The 15,483-nt window shown below is 68.5% G+C and carries 13 protein-coding genes; 6 read left to right on the top strand and 7 right to left on the bottom strand.

From position 1 onward, the window contains the following. Window positions 1-3 precede the first annotated feature (3 nt). The 7 genes from gyrA to dnaA form a co-directional block, all read right to left on the bottom strand. Entirely contained in the window at window positions 4-2,622 is a 2,619-nt protein-coding gene (gene gyrA, locus ACFWP3_RS00120; protein ID WP_384215130.1) for a DNA gyrase subunit A, read from the bottom strand. Window positions 2,623-2,662: 40 nt separating this feature from the next. Beyond that, window positions 2,663-4,681: a DNA topoisomerase (ATP-hydrolyzing) subunit B gene (gyrB, locus tag ACFWP3_RS00115; RefSeq protein ID WP_384215328.1), complete on the bottom strand. Its 2,019-nt coding sequence runs from the start codon at window positions 4,679-4,681 to the stop codon at window positions 2,663-2,665. Between the two features lie 359 nt (window positions 4,682-5,040). Continuing rightward, window positions 5,041-5,583: a DUF721 domain-containing protein gene (locus ACFWP3_RS00110; protein WP_384215129.1), complete on the bottom strand. Its 543-nt coding sequence runs from the start codon at window positions 5,581-5,583 to the stop codon at window positions 5,041-5,043. Further along, entirely contained in the window at window positions 5,580-6,716 is a 1,137-nt protein-coding gene (gene recF, locus ACFWP3_RS00105; RefSeq protein WP_384215128.1) for a DNA replication/repair protein RecF, read from the bottom strand. Before recF ends, ACFWP3_RS00110 begins: the two co-directional genes overlap by 4 nt. 84 nt (window positions 6,717-6,800) lie before the next feature. Next, window positions 6,801-7,676 carry a phosphogluconate dehydrogenase (NAD(+)-dependent, decarboxylating) gene (gene gnd, locus ACFWP3_RS00100; protein WP_384215127.1) on the bottom strand — a complete coding sequence of 292 codons (876 nt, stop codon included), beginning with the start codon at window positions 7,674-7,676 and terminating at the stop codon, window positions 6,801-6,803. 188 nt (window positions 7,677-7,864) lie between these two features. Then, complete coding sequence (dnaN, locus tag ACFWP3_RS00095; protein ID WP_329382392.1) at window positions 7,865-8,995, bottom strand: DNA polymerase III subunit beta; 1,131 nt, start codon at window positions 8,993-8,995, stop codon at window positions 7,865-7,867. 851 nt (window positions 8,996-9,846) lie between these two features. Then, the gene (gene dnaA, locus ACFWP3_RS00090) at window positions 9,847-11,658 is read right to left on the bottom strand and encodes a chromosomal replication initiator protein DnaA (RefSeq protein WP_384215126.1); all 1,812 of its coding nucleotides are present in this window, start codon (window positions 11,656-11,658) and stop codon (window positions 9,847-9,849) included. Between the two features lie 357 nt (window positions 11,659-12,015). On the opposite strand from dnaA, the gene rpmH reads away from it, so the two are divergent. The 6 genes from rpmH to rsmG all read left to right on the top strand — a co-directional run bounded on the left by rpmH (window position 12,016) and on the right by rsmG (window position 15,313). Continuing rightward, complete coding sequence (rpmH, locus tag ACFWP3_RS00085) at window positions 12,016-12,153, top strand: 50S ribosomal protein L34 (protein ID WP_008741645.1); 138 nt, start codon at window positions 12,016-12,018, stop codon at window positions 12,151-12,153. Between the two features lie 21 nt (window positions 12,154-12,174). Next, window positions 12,175-12,549, top strand: coding sequence for a ribonuclease P protein component (gene rnpA, locus ACFWP3_RS00080; RefSeq protein ID WP_384215125.1), 375 nt, complete (start codon window positions 12,175-12,177; stop codon window positions 12,547-12,549). Next, a complete protein-coding gene (yidD, locus tag ACFWP3_RS00075; RefSeq protein ID WP_215021225.1) occupies window positions 12,546-12,827 on the top strand; it encodes a membrane protein insertion efficiency factor YidD in 282 nt (93 codons plus the stop codon). The genes rnpA and yidD overlap by 4 nt, the downstream gene beginning before the upstream one ends. 3 nt (window positions 12,828-12,830) lie before the next feature. Beyond that, window positions 12,831-13,937, top strand: a complete 1,107-nt coding sequence (gene yidC, locus ACFWP3_RS00070) for a membrane protein insertase YidC (RefSeq protein WP_384215124.1) — start codon at window positions 12,831-12,833, stop codon at window positions 13,935-13,937. 15 nt (window positions 13,938-13,952) lie between these two features. Next, window positions 13,953-14,465 (top strand): R3H domain-containing nucleic acid-binding protein, encoded by a 513-nt coding sequence (locus ACFWP3_RS00065; RefSeq protein WP_326589132.1) that lies wholly within the window; start codon window positions 13,953-13,955, stop codon window positions 14,463-14,465. 131 nt (window positions 14,466-14,596) lie between these two features. Then, window positions 14,597-15,313 (top strand): 16S rRNA (guanine(527)-N(7))-methyltransferase RsmG, encoded by a 717-nt coding sequence (rsmG, locus tag ACFWP3_RS00060; protein WP_384215123.1) that lies wholly within the window; start codon window positions 14,597-14,599, stop codon window positions 15,311-15,313. Window positions 15,314-15,483: the final 170 nt, after the last annotated feature.

Here is a 15,483-nt window from a genome sequence, read left to right as displayed (position 1 = left end):
GACTTACTCCTCGTGCTCCCCGGCCGAGGGCTGCGTGCCCTCGGCGGCCTCGGCGGCCTGTCCTTCGGCTGCCTCGGTCTCGGTCTCGTCACCGTCGACCTCGTCAGCTTCCTGACCGGCCTCGGCGTTACGGGCGATGCCCACCACGGCATCGCGCTTGCCCAGGTTGATCAGCTGGACGCCCATGGTGTCACGGCCGGTCTCCCTGACTTCGTTGACGCGCGTACGAATCACACCACCGCCGAGCGTGATGGCGAGAATCTCGTCCGTTTCGTCCACCACGAGCGCCCCGACGAGCGACCCGCGGTCCTCCACGATCTTGGCGGCCTTGATGCCCAGACCGCCGCGACCCTGGACGCGGTACTCGTCGACCGGCGTCCGCTTGGCGTAGCCGCCGTCGGTCGCGGTGAAGACGAAGGTACCCGGCCTCACAACGCTCATCGAGAGCAGTTCGTCACCCTCGCGGAAACTCATGCCCTTCACGCCCGAGGTGGCGCGGCCCATCGGGCGCAGCGCGTCGTCGGTCGCCGTGAAGCGGATCGACTGCGCCTTCTTGCTGATCAGCAGCAGGTCGTCCTCGGCGGACACCAGCTCGGCGCCGATCAGCTCGTCGGCAGTGCCGTCGGCGCCGTCGACGCCGGTCTCCCGGAGGTTGATCGCGATGACACCTCCCGAACGGGGCGAGTCGTAGTCCTTCAGCGCCGTCTTCTTCACCAGGCCGCCCTTGGTGGCCAGGATCAGGTAGGGCGCCGCCTCGTAGTCGCGGATGGCGAGGATCTGCGCGATCTTCTCGTCCGGCTGGAAGGCCATCAGGTTCGCCACGTGCTGCCCGCGCGCGTCCCGGCCGGCGTCCGGAAGCTCGTACGCCTTGGACCGGTAGACCCGGCCCTTGTTCGTGAAGAACAGCAGCCAGTGGTGCGTGGTGGAGACGAAGAAGTGGTCGACCAGGTCGTCCTGCTTCAGCTTCGTGCCGCGCACGCCCTTGCCGCCGCGCTTCTGCGAGCGGTAGTCCTCGGTCTTGGTGCGCTTGACGTAGCCGCCGTGCGTGATCGTGACGACGATGTCCTCTTCGGCGATCAGGTCCTCGATGGACATGTCACCGTCGAAGGGCACCAGCTTGGAACGCCGGTCGTCGCCGTACTTCTCGACGATCGCCGCCAGCTCCTCGCTGACGATCGAGCGCTGCTTCTCCGGCGAGGCCAGGATCGCGTTGTACTCGTTGATCTTGGCCTGGAGCTCGTCGTGCTCGGCGACGATCTTCTGCCGCTCCAGGGCCGCCAGGCGGCGCAGCTGCATCTCCAGGATCGCGTTCGCCTGGATCTCGTCGATCTCCAGGAGGCCCATCAGGCCCTCGCGCGCGATCTCGACGGTGTTGCTGCGCCGGATCAGCGCGATGACCTCGTCGATCGCGTCCAGCGCCTTGAGCAGGCCGCGCAGGATGTGGGCGCGCTCCTCCGCCTTGCGCAGGCGGAAGCGCGTGCGCCGGACGATGACCTCGATCTGGTGCTGCACCCAGTGGCGGATGAAGGCGTCGATCGACAGCGTGCGCGGCACGCCGTCCACCAGCGCCAGCATGTTCGCGCCGAAGTTCGTCTGCAGGTCGGTGTGCTTGTACAGGTTGTTCAGCACGACCTTGGCGACGGCGTCGCGCTTCAGCACGATCACCAGGCGCTGGCCGGTCCGCGACGAGGTCTCGTCACGGACGTCGGCGATGCCGCCGATCTTCCCGTCCTTGACCAGGTCGGCGATCTTCTGCGCGAGGTTGTCGGGGTTGGTCTGGTACGGAAGCTCCGTGACCACCAGGCACTGGCGGTTCTGGATCTCCTCGACCTCGACCACCGCGCGCATCGTGATGGAGCCGCGACCGGTCCGGTACGCCTCCTCGATGCCCTTGCGGCCCACGACCAGGGCGCCCGACGGGAAGTCAGGTCCCTTGATCCGCTCCAGGAGCGCGTCGAGCAGCTCCTCGTGCGTGGCCTCCGGGTGCTCCAGCGCCCACTGCGCGCCCGCCGCGACCTCGCGCAGGTTGTGCGGCGGGATGTTCGTCGCCATGCCGACCGCGATACCGGCGCTGCCGTTGACCAGCAGGTTCGGGAAGCGCGCCGGCAAGACCGTCGGCTCCTGGTTGCGGCCGTCGTAGTTGTCCGTGAAGTCGACGGTCTCCTCGTCGATGTCCCGGAGCATCTCCATGGCCAGCGGCATCAGCTTGCACTCGGTGTAGCGCATCGCGGCCGCCGGGTCGTTGCCCGGGGAGCCGAAGTTGCCGTTGCTGTCCACCAGCGGCATGCGCATCGACCACGGCTGGGCCAGGCGGACCAGGGCGTCGTAGATCGAGGAGTCACCGTGCGGGTGGTAGGTGCCCATGACGTCGCCGACGACGCGGGCGCACTTGTAGAAGCCCTTCTCGGGCCGGTAGCCGCCGTCGTACATCGCGTACAGCACACGGCGGTGGACCGGCTTGAGGCCGTCGCGCACGTCGGGCAGCGCACGCGAGACGATGACGGACATCGCGTAGTCGAGGTAGGAGCGCTGCATCTCCGTCTCGAGCCCGACGGGCTCGATGCGCAGCACGGGCTGGTCCTCCGCCGGATTCTCGGCAGTGGGGGTGGTTTCGTCGGCCATTGCTGGTCAGAAGTCCTTTCAGGCGGTCAGCTGAGCCGACTCAGATGTCGAGGAAGCGAACGTCCTTGGCGTTGCGCTGGATGAAGGAGCGCCGGGCCTCGACGTCCTCACCCATCAGCACCGAGAACAGGTCGTCGGCCTGCGCCGCGTCGTCCAGGGTGACCTGGCCGAGCACGCGGTGGTCCACGTCCATGGTGGTGACGCGCAGTTCCTCGGCGTTCATCTCGCCCAGACCCTTGAAGCGCTGGACCGAGTCGTCCTTGATCCGCTTGCCGTTCTGCTTGCCGAGCTCGACCAGGGCGTCGCGCTCACGGTCCGAGTACGCGTACTCGAAGTCGTCGCGACCCCACTTGATCTTGTACAGCGGCGGGCGGGACAGGTACACGTGACCTGCCTCGACCAGCGGCCGCATGAAGCGGAACAGGAAGGTCAGCAGCAGGGTGTTGATGTGCTGGCCGTCGACGTCGGCGTCCGCCATCAAGATGATCTTGTGATAGCGGAGCTTCTCGATGTCGAAGTCCTCGTGCACACCGGTGCCGAAGGCACTGATCAGCGCCTGGACCTCGGTGTTCTGGAGGATCTTGTCGATACGGGCCTTCTCGACGTTCAGGATCTTGCCGCGGATCGGCAGGATGGCCTGGTACATCGGGTTGCGGCCGGACTTCGCCGAGCCGCCGGCGGAGTCACCCTCGACGATGAAGATCTCGCACTTCGTCGGGTCGTTCGACTGGCAGTCGGACAGCTTGCCCGGCAGCGAGGCGCTCTCCAGCAGACCCTTGCGACGGGTCAGGTCACGGGCCTTGCGGGCCGCGACGCGGGCCGTGGCGGCCTGGATCGACTTGCGGATGATGTCCGCGGCCTCGACCGGGTTCCGGTCGAACCAGTCGTTCAGGTGCTCGTGCACGACCTTCTGCACGAAGGTCTTCGCCTCCGTGTTGCCCAGCTTGGTCTTCGTCTGGCCCTCGAACTGCGGCTCGCCCAGCTTCACCGAGATGATCGCCGTCAGACCCTCGCGGATGTCCTCGCCGGCGAGGTTGTCGTCCTTCTCGCGCAGCAGCTTCTTGTCCCGCGCGTACCGGTTGACCAGACCCGTCAGCGCCGCACGGAAGCCCTCCTCGTGCGTACCGCCCTCGTGCGTGTGGATCGTGTTCGCGAAGGAGTAGACACCCTCCGTGTACTGCGAGTTCCACTGCATCGCGATCTCGACCGAGAGCATCCGCTCCTTGTCCTCGGCCTCGACGTCGATGACGGTCGGGTGGATCAGCTCGCCCTTGCGCGAGTTGAGGTACTTCACGAAGTCGACGATGCCGCCCTCGTAGTGGTACTTCACCGTGCGCGCCTGGGCGTCGTCCGACTCCTCGGCGGAGTCCGCGCCCAAGGTCGCCTTCGCCGACTCGCGCTCGTCCGTCAGCGTCAGGGTCAGGCCCTTGTTCAGGAAGGCCATCTCCTGGAAGCGCCGCGAGAGCGTCTCGAAGGAGTAGTCGGTCGTCTCGAAGACGTCGGGGTCGGCCCAGAACGTCACCGACGTGCCGTGCTCGTCGGTCTCCTCGTTCTTGGCCAGCGGGGCCGTCGGGACGCCCAGCTTGTAGTCCTGGGTCCAGCGGTGGCCGTCCGTCTTGACCTCGACCGCGACCTTGGTCGACAGGGCGTTCACGACGGACACGCCGACACCGTGCAGACCGCCGGAGACGGCGTAGCCGCCGCCGCCGAACTTGCCGCCCGCGTGCAGCACCGTGAGGACGACCTCGACGGCCGGCTTGCCCTCGGACGGCACGATGCCGACCGGGATGCCCCGGCCGTTGTCGACCACGCGCACACCGCCGTCGGCGAGGATCGTCACGTCGATCGTGTCGGCATGCCCGGCCATGGCCTCGTCGACGGAGTTGTCCACGACCTCCTGCACGAGGTGGTGCAGGCCACGCTCACCGGTCGAGCCGATGTACATACCCGGCCGCTTGCGGACCGCATCCAGGCCCTCGAGGACCTGGATGGCACTGGCGTCGTAATTCTTCTCGTTGGAGTCGCCGGAATCGGCCACGAAGCGCCCTTTCTGGCACAGCGCAGCCCGTACTCCGGACCAGCGTGTGCGCCGGAGGAGCGGCCGCGTCGATCTGCGTTGTCTGCGTGATCCCGCGATCGGGCGGGATTCCCTCCAGTCTACCGGTACCACTGACATGAATGGGGGTTTGCCGGTACCTGAGTCCGCATGTGCCGCCCTGAACCTCTACCTTCCGACTCCCCATATCCGGGATGGGGCTCAAAGAGGCTCACACGGGCATCCAGCGCTTCGGCCTGTCAAGCTCCGGCTACCGTGAGGGACACCACCTGCCGCCCTGACCCCAGGCGGCCGCCGACGCCGTGCCCAGGGGCCCCGCCGGCACCCTCGGCGGGGTCTGATCCGTCCCTTCCGGAGACGGTCTAGCCGTACGTGTCCCCCGGACCCGTGCTGCCCGGCGCCCGCCACGGCCCGTAGCCCCTCGGGCGGCCGCCCCCGGGGCCCCGGACCTTGATCAGCCGGACCGTGCCCTGCCCCAGGTCCGCGTTCAGCCGCGCCACCAGCTGCGGGGCCAGAAGCTTCAGCTGCGCCGCCCACGCCGAGGAATCGCACCGGACGACCAGCTCACGGTCCTCGTAGTGCTCCGGTTCACAGTGCGCCGCGATGTCCGGCCCGACGATCTCCGGCCAGCGCTCCATCACGCCCGCCACCGCCATCGGCATCTCCCAGCCGCGCTCGGTGCGCAGCCGGTCCAGCGCCGCCATCAGCGGCATCGGATCCCGGCCGTCCGCCCGCGCACCCGACCGCAGTCCCGGCCCCTGCTGTCGCTTCTTCCCGCCCGCCGCGTTCCCCCGCGCCCGCGCCTGCTCCCGCGCGGCGGCCAGCGCCTGCCGCGCCAGGTCCACCCCGGAGGGCTCCGGCGCCCTGCGGGCCTCCTTGCGCGGTTCCTTGTCCTGATCGCTCACAGCCGGGTCACCTCACCGCCGGACACCCCGAACCGCGTCCCCGTCAGCACACCCGGAACGTCATCGTCCACCGCCGCCGTCACCAGCACCTGCTCGCCCGGCGCGACCAGCTCGGCCAGCCGCTCCCGCCGCCGCGTATCCAGCTCCGCGAACACGTCGTCCAGGATCAGCACCGGCTCGGCGCCCTCCGAGCGCAGCAGCTCGTACGAGGCCAGCCGCAGGGCCAGCGCGTACGACCACGACTCCCCGTGGCTCGCGTACCCCTTCGCCGGCAGCTCCCCGAGCCGCAGCAGCAGGTCGTCGCGGTGCGGACCGACCAGCGTCACGCCGCGCTCGATCTCCTGCTTGCGCACCTGGGCCAGGGCCGCCAGCAGCACCTCGTAGACCGCCTCGCGGCTGCGCGCCGCCCCGCTGTCCACCGGCTCGCCCGCCGAGGATCTGTACGCGAGCCCCAGCGGACCGCCGCCGGGCGCGAGCTGCTCGTACGCCTTGTCCGCCAGCGGCAGCAGCGTCGCGATCAGGTCCAGCCGCTGCGCCAGCAGCTCCGCGCCCGCCCGCGCGAGGTGCTGGTCCCACACGTCCAGGGTCGACAGGTCCATGGACCGGCCGCCGTGCCGGCGGGCCATCGCCGCCGACTTCAGCAGGGTGTTGCGCTGCTTCAGCACCCGCTCGTAGTCCGAGCGGACCGCCGCCATCCGCGGCGAGCGCGCCGTGACGATCTCGTCCAGGAACCGGCGCCGCTCGCCCGGGTCGCCCTTCACGAGCGCCAGGTCCTCCGGCGCGAACAGCACCGTCCGTACGATCCCCAGCACGTCCCGCGGCTTGACCTGTGAGGACCGGTTGATCCGGGCCCTGTTCGCCCGGCCCGGGTTCAGCTCCAGCTCGACCAGCTGCCGGCGCTCGCCCTGGGTGACGGCCGCGCGGATAACCGCACGCTCCGCGCCCATCCGTACGAGCGGCGCGTCCGAGGAGACCCGGTGGCTGCCGAGCGTCGACAGGTAGCCGATCGCCTCGACGAGGTTGGTCTTCCCCTGGCCGTTGGGGCCCACGAAAGCGGTGACGCCCGGGTCGAGGGGAACCTCGGCCCGGGCGTACGAGCGGAAGTCGGCCAGCGAGAGATGCGAAACGTGCATACGGCGCCGACCTCCCCCGGCTTCCTGCTGCTCTGTGTGGTGCTGTGTGCGGCCCCCGGGGGCGCCGCACGGTGTCTCTTGTCGCTACTTCTTCTCGACCGCGTGGCCGCCGAACTGGTTGCGCAGCGCGGCGATCATCTTCATCTGCGGGGAGTCGTCCTGGCGCGACGCGAACCGCGCGAACAGCGAGGCGGTGATCGCGGGCAGCGGAACGGCGTTGTCGATCGCCGCCTCCACCGTCCAGCGGCCCTCGCCCGAGTCCTGGGCGAAGCCGCGCAGCTGGTCGAGGTGCTCGTCCTCGTCGAGGGCGTTCACGGCCAGGTCCAGCAGCCAGGACCGGATGACCGTGCCCTCCTGCCAGGAGCGGAAGACCTCGCGGACGTCGGTGACCGAGTCCACCTTCTCCAGCAGCTCCCAGCCCTCGGCGTAGGCCTGCATCATGGCGTACTCGATGCCGTTGTGGACCATCTTCGCGAAGTGGCCCGCGCCGACCTTGCCGGCGTGCACGGCGCCGAACTCGCCCTCGGGCTTGAGGGCGTCGAAGACCGGCTGCACGGTCGCGACGTGCTCCTTGTCGCCGCCGTACATGAGGGCGTAGCCGTTCTCGAGGCCCCACACGCCGCCGGAGACGCCGCAGTCGACGAAGCCGATGCCCTTGGCCTTCAGCTCCTCGGCGTGCTTCTCGTCGTCCGTCCAGCGCGAGTTGCCGCCGTCGACCACGATGTCGCCCGGCGACAGCAGCTCGGCGAGCTCGTCGACGGTGGACTGGGTGGCCGCACCGGCCGGGACCATGACCCACACCACGCGGGGGGCCTGCAGACTGTCCACAAGCTCCTGCAGGCTGTGGACATCGGCGAGGTCCGGGTTGCGGTCGTATCCGATGACGGTGTGGCCTGCGCGGCGGATGCGCTCGCGCATGTTGCCGCCCATCTTGCCGAGACCGACGAGACCAAGCTCCATCAGGTGGTTCCTTAAGCGTTGTGGCCGTCTTTGCCGGGGCCTCCTGCTTCCCGGAGGACATCCCAGGCCCCGAGCCTACGCCCGGCGGGCTCGCCGGGCGCCATGGGGCGCGCCTGGCCCGGGAGTACGGGAAAACGCGGTCAGGCCCGGTCTCGCGGCGTGCGAAACCGGGCCTGACCTGCGAAGAATCAGCCGGAGAGGCGTACCGGCATGATCAGGTACTTGTACGCCTCGTCGGCTTCGGCGTCGACCGCCGGGCGGCCGCTGAGCAGCGCCGGCTTGGTGGACGTGGTGAAGCTGAGCTGAGCGGCGGGCGAGTCGATCGCGCTCAGGCCGTCGAGCAGGAAGGTCGGGTTGAAGGCGATCGAGATGTCGTCGCCCTCGAGCTTGGCGTCGACGCGCTCCACAGCCTGTGCGTCGTCGGAGGAACCGGCCTCGAGGATCAGCACGCCCTGCTCGAAGCTCAGGCGGACCGGGGTGTTGCGCTCGGCGACCAGCGCCACGCGCTTGACGGCCTCGACGAACGGGGCGGTCTCGATCACGGCGATGGAGTTGAACTCCGTCGGGAAAAGCGTGCGGTACTTCGGCAGGTCGCCCTCGAGGAGGCGGGTGGTGGTGCGGCGGCCGGCGCCCTCGAAGCCGATCAGGCCCTCGCCGGCACCGGAGCCGGACAGCGCCAGGGTGACGGTGTCACCGCTGGTGAGCGACTTGGCGGTGTCCAGGAGCGTCTTCGCGGGCACCAGGGCCACGGCGGAGGCGTCCGGGTTCTCCGGCTTCCACAGGAACTCGCGGACCGCGAAGCGGTAGCGGTCGGTGGAGGCGAGGGTGACGCGGTCGCCCTCGATCTCGATGCGCACACCGGTCAGCACGGGCAGCGTGTCGTCGCGGCCGGCGGCGATGGCGACCTGGGCCGCGGCCGAGGCGAAGACCTCGCCGGGCACGGTGCCGGTAGCGGTCGGCATCGTCGGCAGCGCCGGGTACTCCTCCACAGGCAGGGTGTGGAGTGTGAACCGCGAGGAGCCGCAGACCACGGTCGCCCGTACACCGTCTGTGGAAATCTCCACCGGGCGGTTGGGGAGGGCGCGGCAGATGTCGGCCAGCAGCCGGCCGGAGACCAGGACCGTGCCGTCCTCCTCGACGTCCGCCTCGACGGAGACGCGGGCCGAGACCTCGTAGTCGAAGCCGGAGAGGCTGAGGGTGCCCTCTTCGGCCTTCAGCAGCAGGCCCGCGAGAACGGGCACCGGCGGCCGGGCCGGGAGGCTACGGGCAGCCCAGGCCACCGCCTCCGCGAGTACGTCGCGCTCCACCCGGATCTTCACCGGAACCGCCTCCTGCTGTTGCTCGCTCGTCTGCCGGCCTTCGTCGTCGGCTTGTCGATGGCTCGAGTGCCGGGGACCAGTCTGACGTACGGCGCCGACACTCGGTGCGGCTGGCGGTCAAGTCGGGAGCGAGGCGTTGGCGAGCCCGTCCACCGAGTTGTGCACAGGACCTGCTTGAAAACCGAAACCGGGCTAACTCTCTATGGGGGTAGTAGTAGGGCCTGTGGAAACGGTGGATAACCCCGTTTTCCCAGGTCAGCCCGCGTTTTTTATCCCCACACCCTGTGGGTGGCACCGGTGGACAACACGGTGTCTCTGTGGAGAACGAAAAGTTCTGCACAGGCCGTCCCCAGACGACCTCGACTACTCCACAGGTGTGTCCCCAGCTTTCCCCCAGTACTCCACAGCCCAAACGTCCACCTGCGTGTGACGGCTTTCACTCGGGGCGGTGAGCGGGGGTGGAATGTTGCCGAACAGTGGACAACGGTGTGGAGAAGACGTCGGATCCTGTGCACAGGATCGGCGAACCTGTGGGTTGGCGGTGGACAACGTCGTGGACAGGGCTGTGGATGAATATTCTGTCCACAGGCTGTGGATGAAGCTTGCGCACAATTCCACAGCCTGCTGACCAGGCCTGATGGATCCTCACCCGGCATGCCTGTGGACAGATTGTGGGCGATGGGGGCCGTCCCCAGGGTGTGGACGGCAGAAAGTCCGCGAATCTGTGGATGAGTTGCTCCCGAGGGGGCGTATTCGAACAGGTCAGGGGCGCGCGGACGAAGAAGGGCGCCCCCGGTGTGGTCCGGGAGCGCCCTCTGAAAGCGTTTGGAAGAGCTCTGCGCGGGTCCGCCTCAGCCGTTCTTGATGCGGTTGGTGAGCTCCGTGACCTGGTTGTAGATGGAGCGGCGCTCCGCCATCAGGGCGCGGATCTTGCGGTCGGCGTGCATGACCGTGGTGTGGTCCCGCCCGCCGAACTGGGCCCCGATCTTGGGCAGGGACAGGTCGGTGAGCTCCCGGCACAGGTACATGGCGATCTGCCGCGCGGTGACCAGGACCCGGCTGCGCGAGGAGCCGCACAGGTCGTCCACGGTGAGCCCGAAGTAGTCGGCGGTGGCCGCCATGATGTCGGTCGCCGTGATCTCCGGCGCGCTGTCCTCGCCGCCGGGGATCAGGTTCTTGAGGACGTCCTCGGTCAGGCCCAGGTCGACCGGCTGCCGGTTCAGGCTCGCGAAGGCCGTGACCCGGATCAGCGCCCCCTCCAGCTCGCGGATGTTGCGCGAGATGCGGGAGGCGATGAACTCCAGTACCTCCGGCGGGGCGTTGAGCTGCTCCTGGACCGCCTTCTTGCGCAGGATCGCGATGCGCGTTTCCAGCTCGGGCGGCTGGACGTCGGTGATCAGGCCCCACTCGAAGCGGTTGCGCAGCCGGTCCTCCAGGGTGACGAGCTGCTTGGGCGGCCGGTCGGAGGAGAGCACGATCTGCTTGTTGGCGTTGTGGAGCGTGTTGAAGGTGTGGAAGAACTCCTCCTGCGTCGACTCCTTGCTCGCGAGGAACTGGATGTCGTCGACGAGCAGGATGTCCATCTCGCGGTAGCGCTTGCGGAACGCGTCGCCCTTGCCGTCGCGGATGGAGTTGATGAACTCGTTGGTGAACTCCTCGGAGCTCACGTACCGCACGCGGGTGCCGGGGTACAGGCTCCGCGCGTAGTGCCCGATGGCGTGCAGCAGGTGCGTCTTGCCGAGTCCCGACTCCCCGTAGATGAAGAGCGGGTTGTACGCCTTCGCGGGCGCTTCGGCGACGGCCACCGCGGCGGCGTGCGCGAAGCGGTTGGAGGCGCCGATGACGAAGGTGTCGAACAGGTACTTGGGGTTCAGCCGGGCGGTCGGCTCGAGCGGGCCGGACGTGGAGCCGCCGGACGGCGCCGGGGCGGCCGAGGGCCGGCCGGGGGCCTGGCGGGGCGGGGGCTGCTCGTACTGCTGCTGCTCGTACTGCTGCTGTTCGTACTTCTGCTGCTCGTACTGATGCGACGGGTGGGACTGGTGCTGCTGCTGGGACTCGTACGGGGACTGCTCGTACTGCTGCTGCTCGTAGGAGCCCTGGTCGTAGGCCGGGGGCTCGGACTGCTGGAGGTAGCCCGGCTGCGGAGAGGCGTACGGGTCGCGCTCGGGGAAGCCGCCGAGGCGGGGCTGCTGCCAGCCGTAGTCGTCCTGCTGCCCGCCCCGCGGCCAGGCGCCGGGCTCCGGGCGCTGCTGCTGGTAGTCCGGGTAGGCGGGGCGGGCGGTGGGGAGCTGGTCGTCGGAGGGGCCGCCCGGGCCGCCGGGGCGCTGGCCGGGGTACGGCTCGTACCCGCCCTGCTGCTGGCCGCCCGGGGCGGAGGGCGCGGGCTCGCCGGCGGAGTCGTCCACGGTGATCGCGATCCGGATGGGGCGGCCGCATTCGCGGCTGAGGGCGTCGCTGATCAGCGGGGCGAGGCGGCCCTCGAGGACGCGCTTGCCCCACTCGTTGGGGACGGCGAGCAGTGCGGTGTCGGCGACGAGTGCCAGGGGCTGGCATCGCTCGACCCACTGCTTGTCCTTGGGCTCGATCCCCGGCTGTCCCTCCCCGAGGAGCTTTTCGAGCACCCTTGGCCACACTGCGGCAAGATCGGCAGGTACGTCAGCCACAGAGCACGCTCTCTCACAGGGGTCCCACGAATGTGTGGTTCTTTGGGACGGTCGGGACAAAAAAATCCGGGATCAGGCAACGGTAGTCAGGCCAGCGGGTACGGTTCAAGTCGTTGTCCACAGCCTGTGCACAGTGTGGGGCAGCGTCGGCTCGGTTTGACCGGATGGCGTAGCCGCGCGTACCGTAACGAGGTCGAGTTGTCGATGGCTGCTGCCGCCTGCCTACCGATGGGCGAAGATCACTGATCGTGATCGTTTAGCGGTGCCACTCGGGCGAACACGCGAGTTTCCTCGTGGGCGCACGGTGACAGCCAGGCGATGTCCCGCCACAACGATTTCATTCTCTGGAGCCCCCGAGTGAGCAAGCGCACCTTCCAGCCGAACAACCGCCGTCGTGCCAAGACCCACGGCTTCCGCCTGCGGATGCGTACCCGTGCCGGTCGCGCGATCCTCGCGAACCGTCGTGGCAAGGGCCGCGCCGCCCTTTCCGCGTAACAACACGCAGGTCGTGACGTCGTGCTGTCTCCCGAGAATCGGCTGAGGCGGCGCGAGGACTTCGCGAGCGCGGTACGTCGAGGTCGTCGGGCTGGTCGCCCGCTCCTCGTCGTCCACCTACGTACAAGCGGTGCAACGGACCCGCACGAGCCGGGGGAGATCGATCCCTCGACGCGTGCGGGTTTCGTCGTCAGCAAGGCTGTCGGCAACGCCGTCATACGTAACCGGGTGAAGCGCCGTCTGCGCCATCTGGTCCGGGAGCGGCTGTCCCAGCTGCCCGCCGGTAGCCTGGTGGTGGTACGTGCGTTGCCCGGAGCGGGTGATGCCGGCCCCGACGATCTGGCCCGGGACCTGGATGCCGCTCTGGCGCGGCTCCTGGGAGGCGTGGCTCGATGAAGTACCCGCTGCTCGCTTTGATCAAGCTGTACCAGTGGACGATCAGTCCGCTGCTCGGCCCGGTGTGCCGCTACTACCCCTCGTGTTCGCACTACGGGTACACGGCCATCGACCGGCATGGTGCGGTGAAGGGGACGGTCCTGACCGGCTGGCGGATCCTGCGGTGCAATCCGTGGTCCCCGGGTGGTGTGGACCACGTCCCACCTCGTAAACGCCCGCGTTGGCACGAGCAGCTGCGCAGTGCGTTGCGTAGATCTCGCAATGCTCAAGGAGCCTGATTAGTGGACACGATTGCCAGTCTGTTCAGCTTTATCACCACACCCGTTTCGTGGATCATCGTCCAGTTCCACAAGCTGTACGGGGCGGTCTTCGGTGCGGACAGTGGGTGGGCCTGGGGCCTGTCCATCGTGTCCCTGGTGGTCTTGATCCGTATCTGCCTGATCCCGCTCTTCGTGAAGCAGATCAAGGCGACGCGTGGCATGCAGGCGCTCCAGCCGAAGATGAAGGCGATCCAGGAGCGCTACAAGAACGACAAGCAGCGTCAGTCCGAAGAGATGATGAAGCTGTACAAGGAGACGGGTACCAACCCGCTCTCCTCGTGCCTTCCCATCCTGGCGCAGTCCCCGTTCTTCTTCGCGCTCTACCACGTGCTGGCGAGCATCGCCAACGGCGAGAAGATCGGCTACATCGACGGTCCGCTGCTGGAGAGTGCGCGTAACGCCCACATCTTCGGTGCCCCGCTGGCGTCCAAGTTCATGGACAGCGCCGCGGACGTCGCCGCTCTCGGCGCTTCGATCACGGACGTGCGGATCGTCACCGCGGTCATGATCGTCCTGATGTCGCTGTCGCAGTTCTACACCCAGCGTCAGCTGATGCAGAAGAACGTCGACCTCTCGGTCAAGACGCCGTTCATGCAGCAGCAGAAGATGCTGATGTACATCTTCCCCGTGATCTTCGCGGTCATGGGCATCAACTTCCCCGTCGGTGTCCTCGTCTACTGGCTGACCACGAACGTGTGGACCATGGGCCAGCAGATGTACGTGATCAACCAGAACCCGACGCCGGGCAGCATGGCCCAGGACCAGTACCTGAACCGCCTGCTGAAGCACGTCAGCTCGCACGGTGACGTCAAGGGCCGGAGCAAGAAGAAGGTCGTCGCCGCGATCGTGGCCAAGGGCCCGGACCGCAACGACAACGAACGCAAGTTCATCTCCGCGCTGACCAAGCAGGGCCTGGCCGCTCAGGCGGACGGCTCGGTCGCCAAGAGTGCTGAAGCCACCGTCGACTCGGACGCGGCGAGCGGCGGTGTCGCGACCAAGCGGCAGCAGCCCAAGCGGCAGACGAAGTCGAAGCGTCAGACGCCCCCCAGCAAGCCCTCCAAGAAGTAAGAAGGAGTCCCTCCCGTGACGGAAGGCACCACCACCGCCGCCGCTGAGAGTGGCGACACCCTGACCCGCCTCGAGCAGGAGGGTGAGATCGCGGCCGACTACCTTGAGGGTCTGCTGGACATCGCCGACCTGGACGGCGACATCGACATGGACGTCGAGGCCGACCGGGCCGCGGTGTCGATCGTCAGTGACTCGGCCGGCCGCGACCTGCAGAAGCTCGTGGGCCGCGACGGTGAGGTTCTGGAGGCTCTGCAGGAGCTGACTCGCCTCGCCGTGCACCGCGAGACCGGGGACCGCAGTCGGCTGATGCTCGACATCGCCGGGTTCCGCGCGAAGAAGCGCGAGGAGCTGGCGGCGCTGGGCGCCCAGGCCGCGGCGGACGTGAAGGCGTCCGGCGAGCCCATGAAGCTGGCCCCGATGACCCCGTTCGAGCGCAAGGTCGTCCACGACGCGGTGGCGGCGGCCGGTCTGCGGAGCGAGTCCGAGGGCGAGGAGCCGCAGCGCTTCGTCGTTGTGCTCCCGGCCTGACCGGTAGCGAGAGTGTTCGGCCCCGTCTGTGTCGCAGACGGGGCCGAAGTTTGTCAGCCTGGCATGTGAACGACGCGCCATCTTGAAGACGTGGTTCTTCAGAACCATGCGGTACGGAAGGGACGGTCCCCGTGACGGAGGCAGCTGAGCTTCCCCCGGCGCCTGAAGAGGCGCGCGCGGTGTTCGGTGAGTTTTTCCCGGAAGCTGTGCGCTACGCGGAGCTGCTGGCCGATGCGGGAGTGAAGCGGGGCCTGATCGGGCCGCGTGAGGTGCCGCGCCTGTGGGAGCGGCATCTGCTGAACTGCGCTGTGCTGTCGGAGGTGGTTCCCCAGGGAGTCACCGTGTGCGACGTGGGCTCGGGCGCGGGTCTGCCCGGCATCCCGCTGGCTCTGGTGCGGCGCGATCTGAAGATCACGCTGCTCGAGCCGCTGCTGCGGCGTACGACGTTCCTCCAGGAGGCCGTGGAGCTGCTGGGCCTGGACCACGTGACGGTGGTGCGCGGGCGGGCCGAGGAAGTCCTCGGGAAGCTCCAGCCGGTGCACGTGGTGACGGCCCGCGCGGTGGCTCCGCTGGACCGGCTGGCCGGCTGGGGCGTGCCCCTGCTGCGTCCGTACGGGGAGATGCTGGCGCTCAAGGGCGACACCGCGGAGGAGGAGCTGGTGTCGGCCAAGACCGCGCTGACGAAGCTCGGTGTGGTGAAGACCTCGGTGCTGCACGTCGGTGAGGGTGTGGTGGACCCCCTGTCGACGGTGGTGCGCGTCGAGGTCGGCGAGAGCCCCGGCGGGGTGAGGTTCGCGGCCAAGCGGGCTAAGGCGGCTCGGGTGGGACGGACGCGCCGGCGTCGCTGAACCTCTGATTCCCGGGGTTCGGCGGGAGATTTCGCCTGTGTTGGGCCCTATAGGTATGGATTTCGGAGTGTCGTAGCGGCCGGAAGTCTCCGCCCGGGCATCGTGTTTCACGTGAAACGTCGCTCTCTGCTGCACGGAATCATCAGCCGCGGTCGTGCGGCTGCGTCCCC

Source organism: Streptomyces sp. NPDC058525, from assembly GCF_042719495.1.
Taxonomy (GTDB): Bacteria; Actinomycetota; Actinomycetes; order Streptomycetales; family Streptomycetaceae; genus Streptomyces.
Note: the sequence above shows the minus strand (reverse complement) of the source record. Positions and strands in the feature narration are given on the sequence as shown.